Here is a 17,328-nt window from a genome sequence, read left to right on the forward strand (position 1 = left end):
TTAATAATCCAGACAAAAGCAAAACTTTATTGCTGTACAGGGATAATGACCATGCTGGAAAACCGCTGGGAAGGCATCGACGAATTCGTCGCAGTGGCCGAGTGCAGCCAATTCACGGCGGCGGCCGAGCGCCTGGGAGTATCGTCGTCCCATATAAGCCGCCAGGTGGCACGCCTGGAGGAGCGCCTGCAAACGCGCCTGTTGTATCGCAGTACACGCAAGGTGACGCTGACCGAAGCGGGTCAGACGTTTCTGCAGCATTGCCAGCGTTTGCAGGACGGTCGCGAAGAAGCCCTGCGGGCGGTAGGCGACCTCACCAGCGAACCCAAGGGCATGTTGCGCATGACCTGCGCAGTCGCCTATGGCGAGCGCTTTATCGTGCCACTGGTGACCCGGTTCATGGCGCTCTATCCGCAACTGCGGGTGGATATCGAACTGAGCAACCGTCAATTGGATCTGGTGCACGAGGGCCTGGATTTGGCCATCCGCCTGGGTCGCCTGCAAGACTCGCGCATGGTCGCCAGCCGCCTGGCACCGCGGCGCATGTACCTGTGCGCCTCCCCTTCCTACCTGGAACGCTATGGTCGGCCACATAGCTTGTCGGAACTGAGTCGGCATAACTGCCTGATCGGCAGCTCGGATATCTGGCAACTGGCCCAGGACGGGCGGGAATTTTCCCAAAGGGTTCAGGGAAACTGGCGCTGTAACAGTGGGCAGGCGGTGCTGGATGCGGCGCTGCAAGGTGTAGGGCTGTGTCAGTTGCCGGATTATTACGTGCTGGAGCACTTGCACAGTGGTGCGCTGGTGTCGTTGCTGGAGGCGCATCAGCCACCGAATACGGCGGTGTGGGCGCTGTACCCGCAGCAGCGGCATTTGTCGCCGAAGGTCAGGAAGCTGGTGGACTTTCTCAAAGAAGGCTTGGGTGACAATTCGGTCTATCGAACATAAACAGCTACCGTTCGTGCATTGCCTGGACACCGGTTAATAACCGCTTTCATTAGAAAACCAGGCAAGCCCATGACGTCCAACACTCGGCAACTCCAGCACATCAATCATTTTGTCCGAAAGGTTCTGGCCGACTTTCCGGTGCCCAGCGCTATCGCAGCCCAATTGCTTTGCGAGCATCTACAACCATTCACTCAGGAACAACTGGACCCGGATACTACGTTCCTGACCACTCTGGAATACAACCTCGACAACCCCGATGCCCCCTACACCGCAGTGATCGTCCAATCCATGAGCCTGACCGAGGCCATGATCTGCAATGCGCCCCATGCCCCTGGCGGCATGATCAACAACACGGGCTTTTCCACTATCGCGCCGTACTTCAATATCGTTGATGAACTGCCGCGCCTGATGGATAACCGCATACCGCAAATGTTCAACGAAGAGTTCATCACTTCCGGCTGGATTCCGCCCAGACGGTATGAGGCGCTTTACCGGCAAAGCGAACCTCAGGTCTACGACCCGACCACCCAACTGGAGATCGCGCCTGCTGTTCTCAGAAAGGTGATTGACTCAAGCAACTTTGAACAAACCTATGACAAGGCCATCACCCAATTCTGGGAGGAACATCGGGACAATTACACCACCCTGATGCGCATCGCCTTCGCCAAGGCTTACCTCAATCAGTACGAAGAATTCACGCTCACCGAAGCAGAACGGCAACTGGCTGCACGAGCGGCAGGTATCGGCGTCGACAGGGACGCCAGCAACCTGACTCTTGAGGATTTTCAGGCGCCCTACTCACCGGATAAAAACTTATCCGTGCGCGTGCTGCGCATTCATCAGTTCGACGCCACCGACATTCTTACGATTACCGACACCCAGAGCCAGATCACCCTGCTGTACGTCCCCGGCAACTCCTCCCCTATCCATGGTTTCAACAGCCCAACGGACATGCGCAATGCGCTGGTAAAAGTGGCCAAGGACCCGACCCAGCGCAAAGCGCTGACCAACCACTTTGAACCCGACTCGATTGACTCCGGCCTGATCTACAGTGGTGTCGAGGAAGCACTGATCGGTATGGCGATGTACCCGGAATCTTCCAGCCCCCCCGGTTTTTTCAATAGCTTGTTGCGCAACGGTTATTGGGACCCCGAGCAATACATTAATAACCCAATGTATCCGGCGCTCAGAAGCAACCCATTTGCGTTTATCGCACGACAGATCCGCAGTCGGATTGCAAAATTGGCAGCCAAAACCGTTGTCTCGCCCTTGGACACATTCAAGGCCGACACCCTCGACGCCTTGGATAAAGCCTGCCTGCTGGCGATCCCCGTGGCGCTGACCATGGGCACGGCGTTGCTGGCGGAGTTTTGTTTCATTACCTCAGGCTTGACTGGCATGGCGATCGGCGCCGATGACGTGCTCAAGGACAAACCCCACGCCGTTGAGCGCATGGTGTTCGGCGCCCTGAACGCGCTCCCGGTGGTTATCCACGGCATCAGCAAAGGCGCGAGCAGTCTTGAGGCGTTACGCCCCGTGCTTGGCCCGGCTACGCGGGCAGAGGAGGGCCAGATCAGCGTCAAGGTGATCACTCAGGCCTCCGCCCAAACCGAGACTCGCCCCCTGGTCGCTGCAACATCCCCCAGCGGCTTGCAGACCGTCAGGATTCAGGGCGAGACCTTCCTGACCTACAAAAGCCCGAATGACTGGGGTTCTTTTGAGCTGTTCGTGAATAATCCAGAAGCCCCCGAGAAGATTCAATCCACGGGTCTCTATGCTATTCAGAGCGCCGACCTGCAATGGCGACGTGCCGGATTGACCGGAGGGGGGGCATTTCGCAATGCCTGGCAACGGGTTTACAAACTGTTTGGTAGCACCCAGCAGTTGAGTTTCTTCAGCGCCTACCAGATGCCAGCGCCCGTGCGCGAGACCGTCGTGCAGATGCTCACCGACACCAGCTCATTTTCGGAAGACTTCGAACCCTTCGGAATGGATGCACAGTCGATCAGCAACGCCCGGAGACTGTTCTTTGAGAAAAGGAGCCAATTAAACCAGGATTCGGCGATCTTCTTTCACCACCTGCCCTACTCGCCCCTGCAGCCGGTCCTCCCCCGCTTGAGCTTGAACGAATCACAGCGAAGCATTATCGAGAAACTGCTACGTGCCAGTGACGGCCTCGTGATCGGCGAAAGCCACAGCGCCGAATCGAGCAAAGCCTTTCTGATCGACAACATGCAGATACTCGCCAGCCAAGGTGTCAAACGCATCTACTTCGAACATCTGCTGACGGATGTGCATATTCCGATGCTGAAGGCTTTTTACCGGTCGAAGAACGCCCCCATGGCCGAGGCGCTGACAAACTTCCTGAACGGGATCTACCCACTGCCTCGAAACCACTATTACTCATTCACAAACGTCGTGACCAAAGCCCGAGAGGCCGGAATCAAGATCCAGCCGATCGACTGCACCGTGAGCTACATACTTCGCGATATGCGCGACAGTGCAGGAACCCTGCGCCAGCGGATGATGAACTATTACGCCACCGAGGTGATTCAGTGGATCCAGACCTCCAAGCGCCAACCCGGTAAATGGGTCGCACTGGTGGGCGATACCCATACCAATACCTTCAAGGACATCCCTGGGCTGGCCGAACTCACCGGCAGCATCGGCCTGCGGATAGAAGATAGAACGGGCACCCACCCGTTGGGCATCGAAGTCGATCCGGGGCGCACCGCCAGCCTGGGCCTGAACAAAGGGGAAGGCACGGTCAAAGCCAACCTGGTCTTGCGCGTTGATCCTGCCGCGTTGCAGCACTCAATGGAATCACAACCCGGCCCTTCGCACAGTCGAGTAGTGAAGTCGGCCCAGGCACTGCTGACACGGCCAGGCCAATTCATGCTCACCGAGGCCACCCACATTGACTATCGATCCCGACGCGGGGACCTGCGCAGTTTCAGGATCAACAGCCAGGAAGGCCGGAACTCCATCAACGTGGTCGGCTGGCCTATTGATGAGAAGCCATTCGACAGCATTGAGGCATTGGTGAGCGAGCTGAAAACCCTGCCCGGGTTGGAGCAAGTCTACGGCTGAGGGTCAGGACGCCTGATAAGCCCGGCGCTGACGCAGCCATTCAAGGTCTTCGGGGCGGGTGACCTTGATATTGTCCGCACGCCCTTCGACCAGCCGTGGCGCCTGGCCGGACCATTCCATGGCCGACGCTTCGTCGGTGATCACGGCGTCCGCCACCAGGCTGTCGGCCAAGGCGCGGTGCAAGGCCCCCAGGCGGAACATCTGCGGCGTATAAGCCTGCCAGATCAGGCTGCGGTCAACGGTTTCCACCACGCGGCCATGCTTGTCGACGCGCTTGAGCGTGTCGCGAGCCGGCACCGCCAGCAGACCGCCCACCGGGTCATCCGCCAGTTCAGCCAGGAGTTTATCGAGGTCATCACGGCTCAAGTTAGGCCGCGCCGCGTCATGCACCAGCACCCAGTCATCATCGCTGGCACCCAGGGCATTAAGGTGCAGCAGCGCATTAAGCACCGAGCCCGAGCGTTCCGAGCCACCGTCCGCACGCTGGATGCGCGGGTCTGTGGCGCACGCCAGGGTGGGCCAATAAGGATCATCAACAGCAAGACTGACCACCAGCCCCTTGAGCGAGGGGTGGTCGAGAAAACAGCCGAGGCTGTGTTCGAGAATAGTGCGCCCGCCCAATTGCAGGTATTGCTTGGGACGGTCCGCGGCCATACGGGCACCGACGCCCGCGGCAGGAATCACGGCCCAGAAGGCCGGTAGATCGTTGTTCATTGGGCCAACTGGTAGAGGGTCTCGCCCTCCTTGACCATGCCCAACTCATGGCGAGCCCGCTCTTCAACGGTCTCCGTACCTTTTTTCAGCTCAAGCACTTCGGCGTCCAGGACACGGTTGCGCTCCAGCAGGCGTTCGTTTTCGGCACGCTGGTCGGCAATTTGCTGGGTCAGTTCTTCCACCTGCGCAAAGCTGCCATTACCGACCCATAGGCGGTACTGCAGGCCAGCCAGCAACAAGAGCAAGACGAGGAACAACCAATTGGGACTGCGCATCGAAATCCGGATATCCAGTGAAAAAAGACAGTCATGCAAACCTTTTGCAGCAACTGATAGCACAAAGCCTGGAAAAACCAGGCTTGCGCTTGTCAGTCAGCAGATTAGCGCCGAAATTCACACTTTCGTGAAATTTCTGACGCAACCCGCCGACTTTTTACCATTTACTGCTTAGCCGCGAAACTCGCCGCGACCGTTGTACTTGGCTTTACCTGCCAATTGCTCTTCGATGCGCAGCAATTGGTTGTACTTGGAAACGCGATCGGAACGGCACAGGGAGCCGGTCTTGATCTGGCCCGCCGAAGTGCCCACGGCCAGGTCGGCAATGGTGGAATCTTCGGTTTCGCCGGAGCGGTGGGAGATCACGGCGGTGTAGCCCGCAGCCTTGGCCATCTGGATGGCTTCCAGGGTTTCGGTCAAGGTGCCGATCTGGTTGAACTTGATCAGGATCGAGTTGGCGATCTTCTTGTCGATGCCTTCTTTCAGGATCTTGGTGTTGGTCACGAACAAGTCGTCGCCCACCAGCTGGATTTTCTCGCCGATCTTGTCGGTGAGGATTTTCCAGCCATCCCAATCGGACTCGTCCAGGCCGTCTTCGATCGAGATGATCGGGTAGCGCTGGGTCAAGCCCTTGAGGTATTCAGCGAAACCTTCGGAGTTGAACACCTGGCCTTCGCCGGACAGGTTGTACTTGCCATCTTCATAGAATTCGCTGGCCGCACAGTCCAGGGCCAGGGTCACGTCTGTGCCCAGTTTGTAGCCGGCGTTGGCCACGGCTTCGGAGATCACTTTCAGTGCATCTTCGTTGGAGGCCAGGTTCGGTGCAAAACCACCTTCGTCACCCACAGCGGTGCTCAGGCCACGGGCCTTCAGTACAGCCTTGAGGTGATGGAAAATCTCGGTGCCCATGCGCAGGCCTTCGGAGAAGGACTTGGCGCCCACCGGCTGCACCATGAATTCCTGGATGTCGACGTTGTTATCCGCGTGCTCGCCACCGTTGATGATGTTCATCATCGGTACCGGCATCGAGTAGACGCCCGGGGTGCCGTTCAGGTTGGCGATGTGCGCGTACAACGGCAGGTCCTGGTCCTGAGCTGCTGCCTTGGCGGCAGCCAGGGACACGGCGAGGATTGCGTTGGCGCCGAGGCTGCCTTTGTTTTCAGTGCCGTCGAGCTTGATCATCGCGTGGTCCAGGGCTTTCTGGTCCAGCGGGTCCTTGCCCAGCAACAGGTCACGAATCGGACCATTGATGTTGGCTACAGCCTTGAGTACACCCTTGCCCAGGTAACGGCTCTTGTCGCCATCACGCAGTTCCAGCGCTTCGCGCGAACCGGTGGAAGCACCGGACGGCGCGCAGGCGCTGCCGATGATGCCGTTATCGAGAAGCACGTCGGCTTCGACGGTGGGGTTGCCACGGGAGTCGAGAACTTCACGACCTTTGATGTCGACGATTTTTGCCATTGTTGTAAACACTCCAAAGTTGACGAAAACGACGCAGCTGAAGGAAATCTTTTGACCGACCGCAAGGGTGGAACAACGGGGCAGGCTTGCAGACGACAAGGCTCAGGCCCAAGGGCCTGAGCATTTAGCGTGGGAAATTCTACCGGAGAAATGGCAGTTACGCGGTCTCTACCGTCGGAAAACTCTTGACCAGCTCGTCCAACTGCTTGAGTTGGGCCAGGAATGGCTCCAGCTTGTCCAGGCGCAGGGCGCATGGGCCATCACATTTGGCGTTGTCCGGGTCTGGGTGGGCTTCAAGGAACAGGCCCGCCAGCGACTGGCTCATGCCCGCCTTGGCCAGGTCGGTGACCTGGGCACGGCGACCGCCGGCGGAGTCCGAGCGACCACCGGGCATTTGCAGCGCGTGGGTCACGTCGAAGAACACCGGGTATTCGAACTGTTTCATGATGCCGAAACCGAGCATGTCCACCACGAGGTTGTTGTAGCCGAAGCTCGAACCACGCTCGCAGAGGATCAACTGGTCGTTACCCGCTTCCACGCACTTGCTCAGGATGTGTTTCATCTCCTGAGGGGCGAGGAACTGGGCTTTCTTGATGTTGATCACAGCGCCGGTCTTGGCCATGGCGACCACGAGGTCGGTCTGGCGCGACAGGAAGGCCGGCAACTGGATGATGTCGCACACCTCCGCGACCACGGCAGCCTGCTCAGGCTCGTGGACGTCGGTGATGATCGGCACGCCGAAGGCTTGCTTGATGTCCTGGAAGATCCGCATGCCCTCTTCAAGGCCCGGGCCGCGATAGGAGGTCACGGACGAACGGTTGGCCTTGTCGAAACTGGCCTTGAACACGTATGGAATACCCAGCTTCTGGGTAACTCGCACGTATTCTTCACAGACCTGCATCGCCATGTCGCGGCTTTCCAGCACGTTCATGCCGCCGAACAGCACCATGGGCTTGTCGTTGGCAATCTCGATATCGCCTACGCGAATGATCTTCTGGGCCATCAGGGTTACGCCTTCTTCTGATGTTGCGTCAGTGCTGCTTTGACGAAACCGCTGAACAACGGGTGACCGTCGCGCGGCGTCGAGGTGAACTCCGGGTGGAACTGGCAGGCCACGAACCACGGATGATCCGGCGCTTCGACCACTTCAACCAGCTTGCCGTCACCGGAGCGACCGGAAATCTTCAGGCCAGCCTCTTTGATCTGCGGCAGCAGATTGTTGTTCACTTCATAGCGGTGACGGTGACGCTCGACGATTACGTCCTTGCCGTAGCAGTCGTGTACCAGCGAGCCGGCTTCCAGCAGGCAGTCCTGCGCACCAAGGCGCATGGTGCCGCCCAGGTCGGACGTTTCGGTACGGGTTTCAACGGCGCCGGTGGCGTCTTCCCACTCGGTGATCAGGCCGACGACCGGGTGGCCGCTGCTGTGATCGAACTCGGTGGAGTTGGCGTCTTTCCAGCCCAGCACGTTACGGGCGAACTCGATAACGGCCACTTGCATGCCCAGGCAGATACCCAGGTAGGGCACCTTGTTCTCGCGAGCGTATTGCACCGCGGTGATCTTGCCTTCCACGCCACGCAGGCCGAAACCGCCCGGCACGAGGATGGCGTCAACGCCTTCGAGCAGCGCAGTGCCCTGGTTCTCGATGTCTTCGGAATCGATGTAGCGCAGGTTGACCTTGGTACGGTTGCTGATGCCGGCGTGGCTCATCGCTTCGATCAGCGACTTGTACGCGTCCAGCAGCTCCATGTACTTGCCGACCATGGCGATGGTGACTTCATGCTCAGGGTTGAGCTTGGCGTCGACCACGGCTTCCCACTCGGACAGGTCCGCGCCATTGCACTGCAGGCCGAAACGCTCGACCACAAAATCATCCAGCCCCTGCGAATGCAGGATGCCCGGGATCTTGTAGATGGTGTCGGCGTCTTCCAGCGCGATCACCGCACGTTCTTCAACGTTGGTGAATTGCGCGATCTTGCGGCGCGAGGAAATGTCGATCGGATGATCGGAGCGGCACACCAGTACATCCGGCTGCAGGCCGATGGAACGCAGCTCCTTGACCGAGTGCTGGGTAGGCTTGGTTTTGGTTTCGCCGGCGGTGGCGATGTACGGCACCAACGTGAGGTGCATCAGCATCGCGCGCTTGGCGCCGACTTCGAAGCGCAGCTGGCGGATGGCTTCAAGGAACGGTTGGGATTCGATGTCACCCACGGTGCCACCGATCTCGACCATCGCCACGTCGGCATCGCCTGCACCCTTGATGATGCGGCGCTTGATTTCGTCGGTAATGTGCGGGATCACCTGGATGGTTGCACCCAGGTAGTCACCACGGCGCTCTTTGCGCAGCACGTGCTCGTAGACACGGCCAGTGGTGAAGTTGTTGTTCTGGGTCATGGTCGTGCGGATGAACCGCTCGTAGTGGCCCAGGTCCAGGTCGGTCTCGGCGCCGTCGTGAGTGACGAACACTTCACCGTGCTGGAACGGGCTCATGGTGCCCGGGTCGACGTTGATGTACGGGTCCAGCTTCAGCATGGTGACTTTAAGCCCCCGCGCCTCCAGGATGGCCGCCAATGAAGCGGAGGCAATGCCTTTCCCCAATGAAGAAACAACACCGCCCGTGACGAATATGTAGCGCGTCATGAAAAACCCTAGAAGTCTGCGTTAAAGCGGTCCGAGCCGCCGGGGAAAGCGAAGGAAGGCCGAAGCCCCCGATCACCTGCATTAATCACAGTGCACCTTTCAAAAAAACCGCCGCGTTGTGACAGACCAGCAAGGAAACACCGGTACGTTGATCGCTACACATTTTTTGGAATCGCCCAGCAAAGACTGCTTGGTAATCGGCAACTGCTGCGATTCAGTCGAATCCACAGAAGTTGTATCAAGAAGGGAGCGTAGTCTACCGGAAAGGCGCTATCAGCTCAAACCTTGATCGCAGGTCTGTGGCAACCAATGTAATTGCCAGTCATCCAGCGGACTGGCCCTCAGCCCCGCAAGCGTTGGTACAGCCAGCAATTGCTCGCCCCGATAGACCAGCGGCAATCTGCCACGGACGAAGCCCGGCATACCACTTTCATTCAACAGGCGCTTGAGATCACGCCGGCCTCGACCTGGCACTTCGACGATTTCGCCACCCTGGCGATAACGAATCGACAAGGGTCCCTCGGGAGCCTTGCCGGCAAACATCAGTTGGCCGTTCCCGGGCAACTCTAGTGGATTTCGCGGATCGGGCCAGCTCACCGACTCGTCGGAAAATTCCGACCACGTGGAAGGCAGCCACCAAATGCGTTCGCCGCAACGATGAAGCTGACCGTCTGCCAGGCGCCATAACGGCTGTGCGTCCCCCTTGGCATCGCGCAGGGCGTACCAACTGGCCCAGTGGTCACTGTCGGGCATACGAGTCAGGGGATTCAGCCAATGACGCAAGGCATTGCGCTGGCGCGCATCGGAAAGATCGCGCAACGGAGCAAGGACCAGGGAAGGCAAAGGCAACCAGCGAAACGCTGAAGGCTGATCGGCGGCGGTCAGATCCATGTGCGCCAGTTCGTCGAGCAGGCCCTGGGCTTCACTCAGGTGCTCGGCAGTGCGGGCCAGGCTCAAGATTGCCTGGGGCCAGCGTTGAGTCAGCGCTGGAAAGACTTGGCGGCGCAGGTAATTGCGCGAGAACCGTGGATCGGCGTTCGAAGGGTCTTCAATCCACTTCAATTGGTGTTCGTGGGCGTAGGCTTCCAATGCTCCCCGGGAAACCGCCAGCAATGGCCGCACCAAGTGCCCCGTCGCCAACGGGCGACGCTCGGGCATTGCCGCCAACCCACGCACTCCGGCTCCGCGTAACAGGCGGAACAGCAGGGTCTCGGCTTGATCGTCGCGATGCTGGGCGGTGAGCAGCACCTCCCCTGCCCCGATCACCTCGGTAAACGCCTGGTAACGTGCGTTACGCGCGGCACGCTCCAGGCTGGCACCGGGTTGCACCTGCACACGCAAGACCTGCAAAGGTATGCCCAAGCTGTCACATAACGCTTGGCAATGACTGGGCCAGGCGTCAGCGGCCGCTTGCAGCCCATGATGGACATGCACAGCGCTGATGGGCGGCAGGGTTTCGGTGTTTGCCAGGGAAGCCAGAAGGTGCAGCAGGACGGTGGAATCGAGGCCACCGGAGAATGCAATGCGCCAGGCCGGAGCATTGCGCCAGGGGGCCAGGGTTTTCAGGAGTCTGGCGGGTAGAGCCGGTTTCATCAGATGTCCCCGCCGCAAATCTGGAATACATAAGCCGAGCATACACAAAGCAAATGTGGGAGGGGGCCTGCTCCCGATTGCTGAGTGTCAGTCACTGCATCTGGTGACTGATCCACCGCTATCGGGAGCAAGCCCCCTCCCACATTGAGTTACGGCGCCGACTTTAGAGACCGTAGCTCATCAGGCGCTCGTAACGACGGGCCAGCAGCGCTTCGTTATCCAGCTTCTTGAGCATCGCCAGTTGCGAGCCCAGTTCAGCACGGATGGTCGCGGCAGCCGCGGCCGGGTCACGGTGGGCGCCGCCCAGTGGTTCGGCGATCACTTTGTCGACGATACCCAGGCCTTTGAGGCGATCGGCGGTGATGCCCATGGCTTCAGCCGCATCCGGCGCCTTCTCTGCGGTTTTCCACAGGATCGAGGCACACCCTTCCGGCGAAATCACCGCGTAGGTCGAATATTGCAGCATGTTCAACTGATCGCACACGCCAATGGCCAGCGCACCGCCGGAACCACCTTCACCGATCACAGTGGCGATGATCGGGGTTTTCAGGCGAGCCATGACGCGCAGGTTCCAGGCAATCGCTTCACTCTGGTTGCGCTCTTCGGCGTCAATACCCGGGTATGCGCCCGGAGTGTCGATGAAGGTCAGGATCGGCATCTTGAAGCGCTCGGCCATTTCCATCAGGCGGCAAGCCTTGCGGTAGCCTTCCGGACGCGGCATACCGAAGTTGCGACGGACTTTCTCGCGCACTTCACGGCCTTTCTGATGGCCGATCACCATCACCGGCTGGTCGTCCAGGCGAGCGATACCGCCCACAATGGCCGCGTCGTCGGAGAAGTGGCGGTCGCCGTGCAGCTCATCGAACTCGGTGAAGATGTGTTCGATGTAGTCCAGGGTGTACGGACGGCGCGGGTGGCGAGCCAGGCGCGCGATCTGCCAACTGGTCAGCTTGCCGAAGATGTCTTCGGTGAGCGTGCTGCTTTTGTCTTGCAGGCGAGCGATTTCGTCGCCGATATTCAGCGAATTGTCATTGCCGACCAGGCGCAGCTCTTCGATCTTGGCTTGCAGGTCAGCGATCGGCTGTTCGAAATCAAGAAAATTCGGGTTCATAAGCGTCCGTCTTGGGTCGACGGCCAGGGAGTGCCTGGCCAGCCGGTTGTCTATTCGCGCCCTACCTTAAGGGAGAGGCGCGTTTAGGTCGAGATTAAATGTTCAGCCGAGGTCAGGGGTACTGACCGTCAACGGTATTGGAGGAAGACGTTGTCTCGCCCGAACTGGTCACGCAAAGCTTGAATCAAGCCATCAGCCGGATCAATCCGCCACGTCTCACCAAACTGCAACATGGCCTTGGCGTCGCTGCCGGTGTACTCCATGGTTACCGGGCACGCGCCGCGGTGGCGCTTGAGCAGGTCACCCAACCAGCGTAGCTGATCGCCCTTGAGCGCTTCGGTCTTGACCTTCAAGCGCAGGCTTTCGGCCAGGTTGGTGCGCGCATCTTCCATGCTCATCACCCGTTTGATACGCAGGCGCAGGCCGCCGGAGAAGTCATCATTGCTGACCTCCCCTTCCACCACCACCATGGCATCGGTCTGTAAAAGCGATTGGGCGGAGTGGAACGCATCGGCAAACAGTGACGCTTCGATCCGGCCCGAGCGGTCATCCAGGGTGATGAAGCCCATTTTGTCGCCCTTTTTATTTTTCATCACCCGCAGGGCGATGATCATGCCGGCGACGGTCTGGGTATCCCGCGCGGGCTTGAGGTCGATGATGCGCTGGCGGGCGAAACGGCGGATTTCGCCTTCGTACTCGTCAATCGGGTGGCCGGTGAGGTACAGGCCCAAGGTGTCTTTCTCACCTTTGAGGCGTTCCTTGAGGGTCAGCTCCTTGGCCTTGCGATGATTGGCGTAGACATCCGCGTCTTCTTCGACGAACAGCCCGCCAAACAGATCGGCGTGGCCGCTGTCATGGGTGCGGGCAGTCTGTTCGGCAGCCTTGATCGCCTCTTCCATGGCGGTAAGCAGCACCGCACGGTTACGGTCGATATTGGCCTGGTAAGCCTTCGGCTCATCATGGAAATACGGACCGAGACGGTCGAGCGCGCCGCTGCGGATCAAGCCATCGAGGGTACGCTTGTTGATGCGCTTGAGGTCAACACGCGCGCAGAAGTCGAACAGGTCCTTGAATGGCCCATCCTGGCGCGCTTCGGTGATGGCCTCCACCGGACCTTCGCCCACGCCCTTGATCGCGCCGAGGCCATAGATGATGCGGCCTTCGTCGTTCACCGTGAACTTGAACTCAGAGGCGTTCACGTCCGGCGCATCGAGGCGCAGCTTCATGGTGCGCACTTCCTCGATCAAGGTCACGACCTTGTCGGTGTTGTGCATATCGGCCGACAGCACCGCTGCCATGAACGGCGCCGGGTAGTGGGCTTTCAGCCAGGCAGTCTGGTACGACACCAGGCCATAGGCGGCGGAGTGAGATTTGTTGAAACCATAACCGGCGAATTTTTCTACCAGGTCGAAGATGTTACCGGCCAGATCGGCGTCGATGTTGTTGGTGGCGCAACCCTCAATGAAACCGCCGCGCTGCTTGGCCATTTCCTCGGGTTTCTTTTTACCCATTGCGCGACGCAGCATGTCCGCACCACCGAGGGTGTAGCCGGCCATTACCTGGGCGATCTGCATCACCTGTTCCTGATACAGGATGATGCCGTACGTCGGCGCCAATACAGGCTTGAGGCCCTCGTATTGATAGTCGGAGTGCGGGTAAGCCAGCTCGGCGCGACCGTGCTTGCGGTTGATGAAGTCATCCACCATGCCCGACTGCAGCGGGCCCGGACGGAACAGCGCCACCAGTGCGATCAAGTCTTCCAGGCAGTCGGGCTTGAGCTTTTTGATCAGCTCCTTCATGCCCCGGGATTCAAGCTGGAACACCGCCGTGGTTTCGGCTTTTTGCAGCAGGCTGTAGGTCGGTTTGTCGTCCAGCGGGATAAACGCGATATCCAGCGGTTCTTCGCCGACCTTGGCGCGGTCGCGGTTGATGGTCTTGAGTGCCCAGTCGATGATCGTCAGGGTACGCAGGCCGAGGAAGTCGAACTTCACCAGGCCGGCCGCCTCCACGTCGTCCTTGTCGAACTGGGTGACCAGGCCGTCGCCTTCTTCATCGCAGTAGATCGGCGAAAAGTCGGTGAGCTTGGTCGGCGCAATAACCACACCACCGGCGTGTTTACCGACGTTACGCACCACGCCTTCGAGCTTGCGCGCCATGTCCCAGATTTCGGCGGCTTCTTCATCGACCTTGATAAAGTCGCGCAGGATTTCTTCCTGCTCGTAGGCTTTTTCCAGGGTCATGCCGACTTCGAACGGGATCATCTTCGACAGGCGGTCGGCCAGGCCGTAGGACTTGCCCTGCACCCGCGCCACGTCGCGGATTACCGCCTTCGCCGCCATGGAACCGAAGGTGATGATCTGACTTACCGCGTTGCGGCCGTATTTCTCGGCCACGTACTCAATCACGCGATCACGACCATCCATGCAGAAGTCGACGTCGAAGTCGGGCATCGACACCCGTTCCGGGTTCAGGAACCGTTCGAACAGCAGGTCATATTCCAGCGGGTCGAGGTCGGTGATCTTCTGAACATAGGCCACCAGCGAGCCAGCACCTGACCCCCGGCCGGGACCTACCGGTACGCCGTTGTTTTTGGCCCACTGGATAAAGTCCATTACGATCAGGAAGTAGCCGGGGAATCCCATCTGGATGATGATATCCAGCTCGAAATTCAACCGGTCGACATACACCTGACGCTTGGCTTCGTAGTCTTCAGTGGTGTCCTTGGGCAGCAGGACGCTGAGGCGTTCTTCCAGGCCATCGAACGACACTTTGCGAAAGTATTCGTCGATGGTCATGCCATCGGGTATCGGGAAGTTGGGCAAAAAGTGCTTGCCCAGCTTCACTTCGATGTTGCAACGCTTGGCGATCTCGACGGAGTTTTCCAGGGCCTCGGGCAAATCGCTGAACAGCTGCGCCATTTCATCGGCGCTTTTGAGGTATTGCTCTTCGCTGTAATTCTTCGAGCGGCGCGGGTCATCCAGGGCCCGGCCTTCGCCGATGCACACGCGGGTTTCATGGGCCTCGAAATCTTCTTTCTTGATAAACCGCACATCGTTGGTCGCCACCAGCGGCGCACCCAGCTTATCGGCCAGGGCTACGGCAGCATGCAGATGTTCTTCATCGTTGGGGCGGTTGGTACGCTGGACTTCCAGGTAGAAACGGTCCGGGAATACCTGCATCCACTCACGTGCCAGCACCTCGGCTTCCTGGGGATTACCGCCCAGCAACGCGATACCGATCTCGCCCTCTTTAGCCGCCGAGAGCATGATCAGGCCTTCGCTGGCTTCGGCCACCCACTCGCGCTCGATGATGATCGAGCCGTTGCGCTGGCCATCAATAAAGCCACGGGAAATCAGTTCGGTGAGGTTGCGATAACCCACGCCGTTCATCGCCAGCAGGCTGATGCGGCTCAGTGGGTTATCCGGGTCCTTGTTGGACAGCCACAGGTCGGCGCCGCAGATCGGCTTGATGCCGGCGCCCATGGCGTTCTTGTAGAACTTGACCAGGGAACACATGTTGTTCTGATCGGTTACCGCCACCGCAGGCATATTCATGCCCACCAGGGTTTTGACCAGCGGTTTGATCCGTACCAGGCCGTCGACCAGGGAATATTCAGTGTGCAGGCGCAGGTGAACGAATGAAGCCGGCATAGTGATCCTGTCTTGATACATGAAAACAACAAGGCCCGGATTGTACCGGGCCTTGGTAAAAACATCAGCCTTGCTGCTAAACCACGATCAGACTTTCGCGGGCCTCATAAGCCAGGCGTACCGGGGCAAACGAGCGGCGATGGATCGGGGTCGGGCCCAGCCGAGCCAGGGCTTCCAGATGAACGGGCGTCGGGTAGCCTTTATGGCCGCCAATCCCGTAGCCGGGGTAGATCAATTCGAACGCAGCCATTTCACGGTCACGGCTGACCTTGGCCAGGATCGAGGCAGCGGCAATGGCCGGAACCTTGCTATCGCCCTTGACCACCGCTTCCGACGGCATCGCAAGCTTCGGGCAACGGTTGCCATCGATCATCGCCATTTTCGGGGTGATATGCAGCCCTTCAACAGCACGCTGCATGGCTAACATGGTTGCATGGAGGATATTAAGTTCGTCGATTTCCTCGACTTCAGCGCGAGCGATATGCCAACTCAGGGCCTTCTCGCAGATCTCGTCATAGAGCTTTTCGCGACGGGCCTCGGTAAGCTTTTTCGAATCATTGAGGCCCAGGATCGGGCGGTTCGGATCAAGGATTACCGCCGCCGTGACCACTGCGCCACACAGCGGGCCGCGCCCTACTTCGTCAACACCGGCCACCAGTTCGTGAGCTTGGGCAACCAGGCTGAAATCCAGGCCCATTTGCGTGGTCATAAGGCTTCCTGTTTATGGCCGATCAAGGTCAGCACGGCGTCGGCCGCCTGGTTCGAGGCATCACGACGCAACGTGCGATGAATGTCGTCGAAACCACGGGTCTGCTCTTCGCCGCCGTCAATCAAGGGCAGTAAGGTTTGCGCAAGCGCTTCAGGCGTTGCATCGTCCTGCAACAACTCCGGCACCAGCAGGCGCTGGGCCAGCAGGTTGGGCAGGGAGATGTAAGGGCTCTTGACCATGCGCTTGAGAATCCAGAAGGTCAGCGGCGCCAGGCGGTAGGCTACAACCATTGGCCGCTTGTACAGCAAGGCTTCAAGGGTGGCAGTGCCCGACGCAATCAATACCGCATCGCAGGCTGCCAGAGCCAGATGGGACTGGCCGTCAAGCAGGGTCAGCGGCAGGTTGCGACCTTCCAGCAGGGTCTCGATCTGTGCGCGGCGTTGCGGGCTGGCACACGGCAGCACGAAACGAACCCCCGGCTTTTGTGCCTGCAGACGTTCGGCGGCATCAAAAAACAGCGCACCCAGACGCCCTACCTCTCCGCCACGACTGCCCGGCATCAACGCCACCAACGGGCCGTCAGGCAAGCCCAGTTCGGCACGCGCGGCGGCACGATCGGCCTGCAATGGAATGGCATCGGCCAGGGTATGGCCGACAAACCGTACCGGTACGCCCTTCTCTTCGTAGAACCTGGCTTCGAACGGCAACAGGGTCAACATCAGGTCGCAGCCTTCGCGGATCTTCAACACGCGCTTCTGCCGCCACGCCCATACGGATGGGCTGACGTAGTGAACGGTCTTGATCCCGGCCTGACGCAATTTGAGTTCGATATTGAGGGTGAAATCCGGCGCATCGATGCCGATAAAGACGTCAGGCTTTTCATCGATCAGCGTCTTGATCAACAGCTTGCGGCGAGCGAGCAGCTCACGCAGGCGCCCCAACACCTCCACCAACCCCATGACCGACAGCCGCTCCATGGGGAAGTAGGAGGCAAGCCCTTCGGCCTGCATCAACGGCCCACCCACGCCGATAAACTCCACCGCAGGATGCTGGGCCTTGAGGGCTCGCATCAGGCCAGCACCCAGAATGTCGCCGGACGCTTCACCGGCCACCAGCGCAATACGCAGATTGGCCATG

The 17,328-nt window shown here is 59.4% G+C and carries 12 protein-coding genes; 2 read left to right on the forward strand and 10 right to left on the reverse strand.

The genetic code is table 11. From position 1 onward, the window contains the following. The first annotated feature begins 51 nt into the window (after positions 1-51). Both QMK52_RS00675 and QMK52_RS00680 read left to right on the forward strand, forming a co-directional pair. On the forward strand, positions 52-948 hold the full coding sequence (locus tag QMK52_RS00675; RefSeq protein WP_005785749.1) for a LysR substrate-binding domain-containing protein: 897 nt from the start codon (positions 52-54) through the stop codon (positions 946-948). Between the two features lie 69 nt (positions 949-1,017). Beyond that, complete coding sequence (locus QMK52_RS00680; RefSeq protein ID WP_005785747.1) at positions 1,018-4,038, forward strand: membrane-targeted effector domain-containing toxin; 3,021 nt, start codon at positions 1,018-1,020, stop codon at positions 4,036-4,038. Between the two features lie 3 nt (positions 4,039-4,041). Here the strand turns inward: QMK52_RS00680 and ispD are convergent, their stop codons facing one another. The 10 genes from ispD to lpxB all read right to left on the reverse strand — a co-directional run bounded on the left by ispD (position 4,042) and on the right by lpxB (position 17,327). Beyond that, positions 4,042-4,752, reverse strand: a complete 711-nt coding sequence (ispD, locus tag QMK52_RS00685) for a 2-C-methyl-D-erythritol 4-phosphate cytidylyltransferase (protein WP_005785745.1) — start codon at positions 4,750-4,752, stop codon at positions 4,042-4,044. After that, positions 4,749-5,027, reverse strand: a complete 279-nt coding sequence (ftsB, locus tag QMK52_RS00690) for a cell division protein FtsB (protein ID WP_003189195.1) — start codon at positions 5,025-5,027, stop codon at positions 4,749-4,751. The genes ispD and ftsB overlap by 4 nt, the downstream gene beginning before the upstream one ends. Positions 5,028-5,198: 171 nt before the next feature. Further along, positions 5,199-6,488 carry a phosphopyruvate hydratase gene (gene eno / locus QMK52_RS00695; protein ID WP_003189193.1) on the reverse strand — a complete coding sequence of 430 codons (1,290 nt, stop codon included), beginning with the start codon at positions 6,486-6,488 and terminating at the stop codon, positions 5,199-5,201. 157 nt (positions 6,489-6,645) lie between these two features. Further along, positions 6,646-7,491, reverse strand: a complete 846-nt coding sequence (kdsA, locus tag QMK52_RS00700) for a 3-deoxy-8-phosphooctulonate synthase (RefSeq protein ID WP_003189190.1) — start codon at positions 7,489-7,491, stop codon at positions 6,646-6,648. A gap of 5 nt (positions 7,492-7,496) precedes the next feature. After that, on the reverse strand, positions 7,497-9,128 hold the full coding sequence (locus QMK52_RS00705) for a CTP synthase (RefSeq protein WP_005785740.1): 1,632 nt from the start codon (positions 9,126-9,128) through the stop codon (positions 7,497-7,499). 273 nt (positions 9,129-9,401) lie between these two features. Then, positions 9,402-10,721, reverse strand: a complete 1,320-nt coding sequence (gene tilS, locus QMK52_RS00710) for a tRNA lysidine(34) synthetase TilS (RefSeq protein WP_194440222.1) — start codon at positions 10,719-10,721, stop codon at positions 9,402-9,404. A gap of 163 nt (positions 10,722-10,884) precedes the next feature. Beyond that, a complete protein-coding gene (locus QMK52_RS00715) occupies positions 10,885-11,832 on the reverse strand; it encodes an acetyl-CoA carboxylase carboxyltransferase subunit alpha (RefSeq protein WP_003189182.1) in 948 nt (315 codons plus the stop codon). Between the two features lie 128 nt (positions 11,833-11,960). After that, positions 11,961-15,482 (reverse strand): DNA polymerase III subunit alpha, encoded by a 3,522-nt coding sequence (dnaE, locus tag QMK52_RS00720; RefSeq protein WP_032877369.1) that lies wholly within the window; start codon positions 15,480-15,482, stop codon positions 11,961-11,963. Positions 15,483-15,558: 76 nt separating this feature from the next. Then, complete coding sequence (gene rnhB, locus QMK52_RS00725; protein WP_122735326.1) at positions 15,559-16,191, reverse strand: ribonuclease HII; 633 nt, start codon at positions 16,189-16,191, stop codon at positions 15,559-15,561. Then, the gene (lpxB, locus tag QMK52_RS00730) at positions 16,188-17,327 is read right to left on the reverse strand and encodes a lipid-A-disaccharide synthase (protein ID WP_032877371.1); all 1,140 of its coding nucleotides are present in this window, start codon (positions 17,325-17,327) and stop codon (positions 16,188-16,190) included. The genes rnhB and lpxB overlap by 4 nt, the downstream gene beginning before the upstream one ends. Position 17,328: the final 1 nt, after the last annotated feature.

The sequence above is a fragment of the Pseudomonas sp. P9_2 genome, from assembly GCF_034008255.1.
GTDB lineage: Bacteria > Pseudomonadota > Gammaproteobacteria > Pseudomonadales > Pseudomonadaceae > Aquipseudomonas > Aquipseudomonas synxantha_A.

Coding starts and splice junctions, on each gene's coding strand:
- QMK52_RS00675 (WP_005785749.1), top strand. CDS start 52: ATGCTGGAAAACCGCTGGGAAGGCATCGACGAATTCGTCGCAGTGGCC.
- QMK52_RS00680 (WP_005785747.1), top strand. CDS start 1,018: ATGACGTCCAACACTCGGCAACTCCAGCACATCAATCATTTTGTCCGA.
- ispD (WP_005785745.1), bottom strand. CDS start 4,752: ATGAACAACGATCTACCGGCCTTCTGGGCCGTGATTCCTGCCGCGGGC.
- ftsB (WP_003189195.1), bottom strand. CDS start 5,027: ATGCGCAGTCCCAATTGGTTGTTCCTCGTCTTGCTCTTGTTGCTGGCT.
- eno (WP_003189193.1), bottom strand. CDS start 6,488: ATGGCAAAAATCGTCGACATCAAAGGTCGTGAAGTTCTCGACTCCCGT.
- kdsA (WP_003189190.1), bottom strand. CDS start 7,491: ATGGCCCAGAAGATCATTCGCGTAGGCGATATCGAGATTGCCAACGAC.
- QMK52_RS00705 (WP_005785740.1), bottom strand. CDS start 9,128: ATGACGCGCTACATATTCGTCACGGGCGGTGTTGTTTCTTCATTGGGG.
- tilS (WP_194440222.1), bottom strand. CDS start 10,721: ATGAAACCGGCTCTACCCGCCAGACTCCTGAAAACCCTGGCCCCCTGG.
- QMK52_RS00715 (WP_003189182.1), bottom strand. CDS start 11,832: ATGAACCCGAATTTTCTTGATTTCGAACAGCCGATCGCTGACCTGCAA.
- dnaE (WP_032877369.1), bottom strand. CDS start 15,482: ATGCCGGCTTCATTCGTTCACCTGCGCCTGCACACTGAATATTCCCTG.
- rnhB (WP_122735326.1), bottom strand. CDS start 16,191: ATGACCACGCAAATGGGCCTGGATTTCAGCCTGGTTGCCCAAGCTCAC.
- lpxB (WP_032877371.1), bottom strand. CDS start 17,327: ATGGCCAATCTGCGTATTGCGCTGGTGGCCGGTGAAGCGTCCGGCGAC.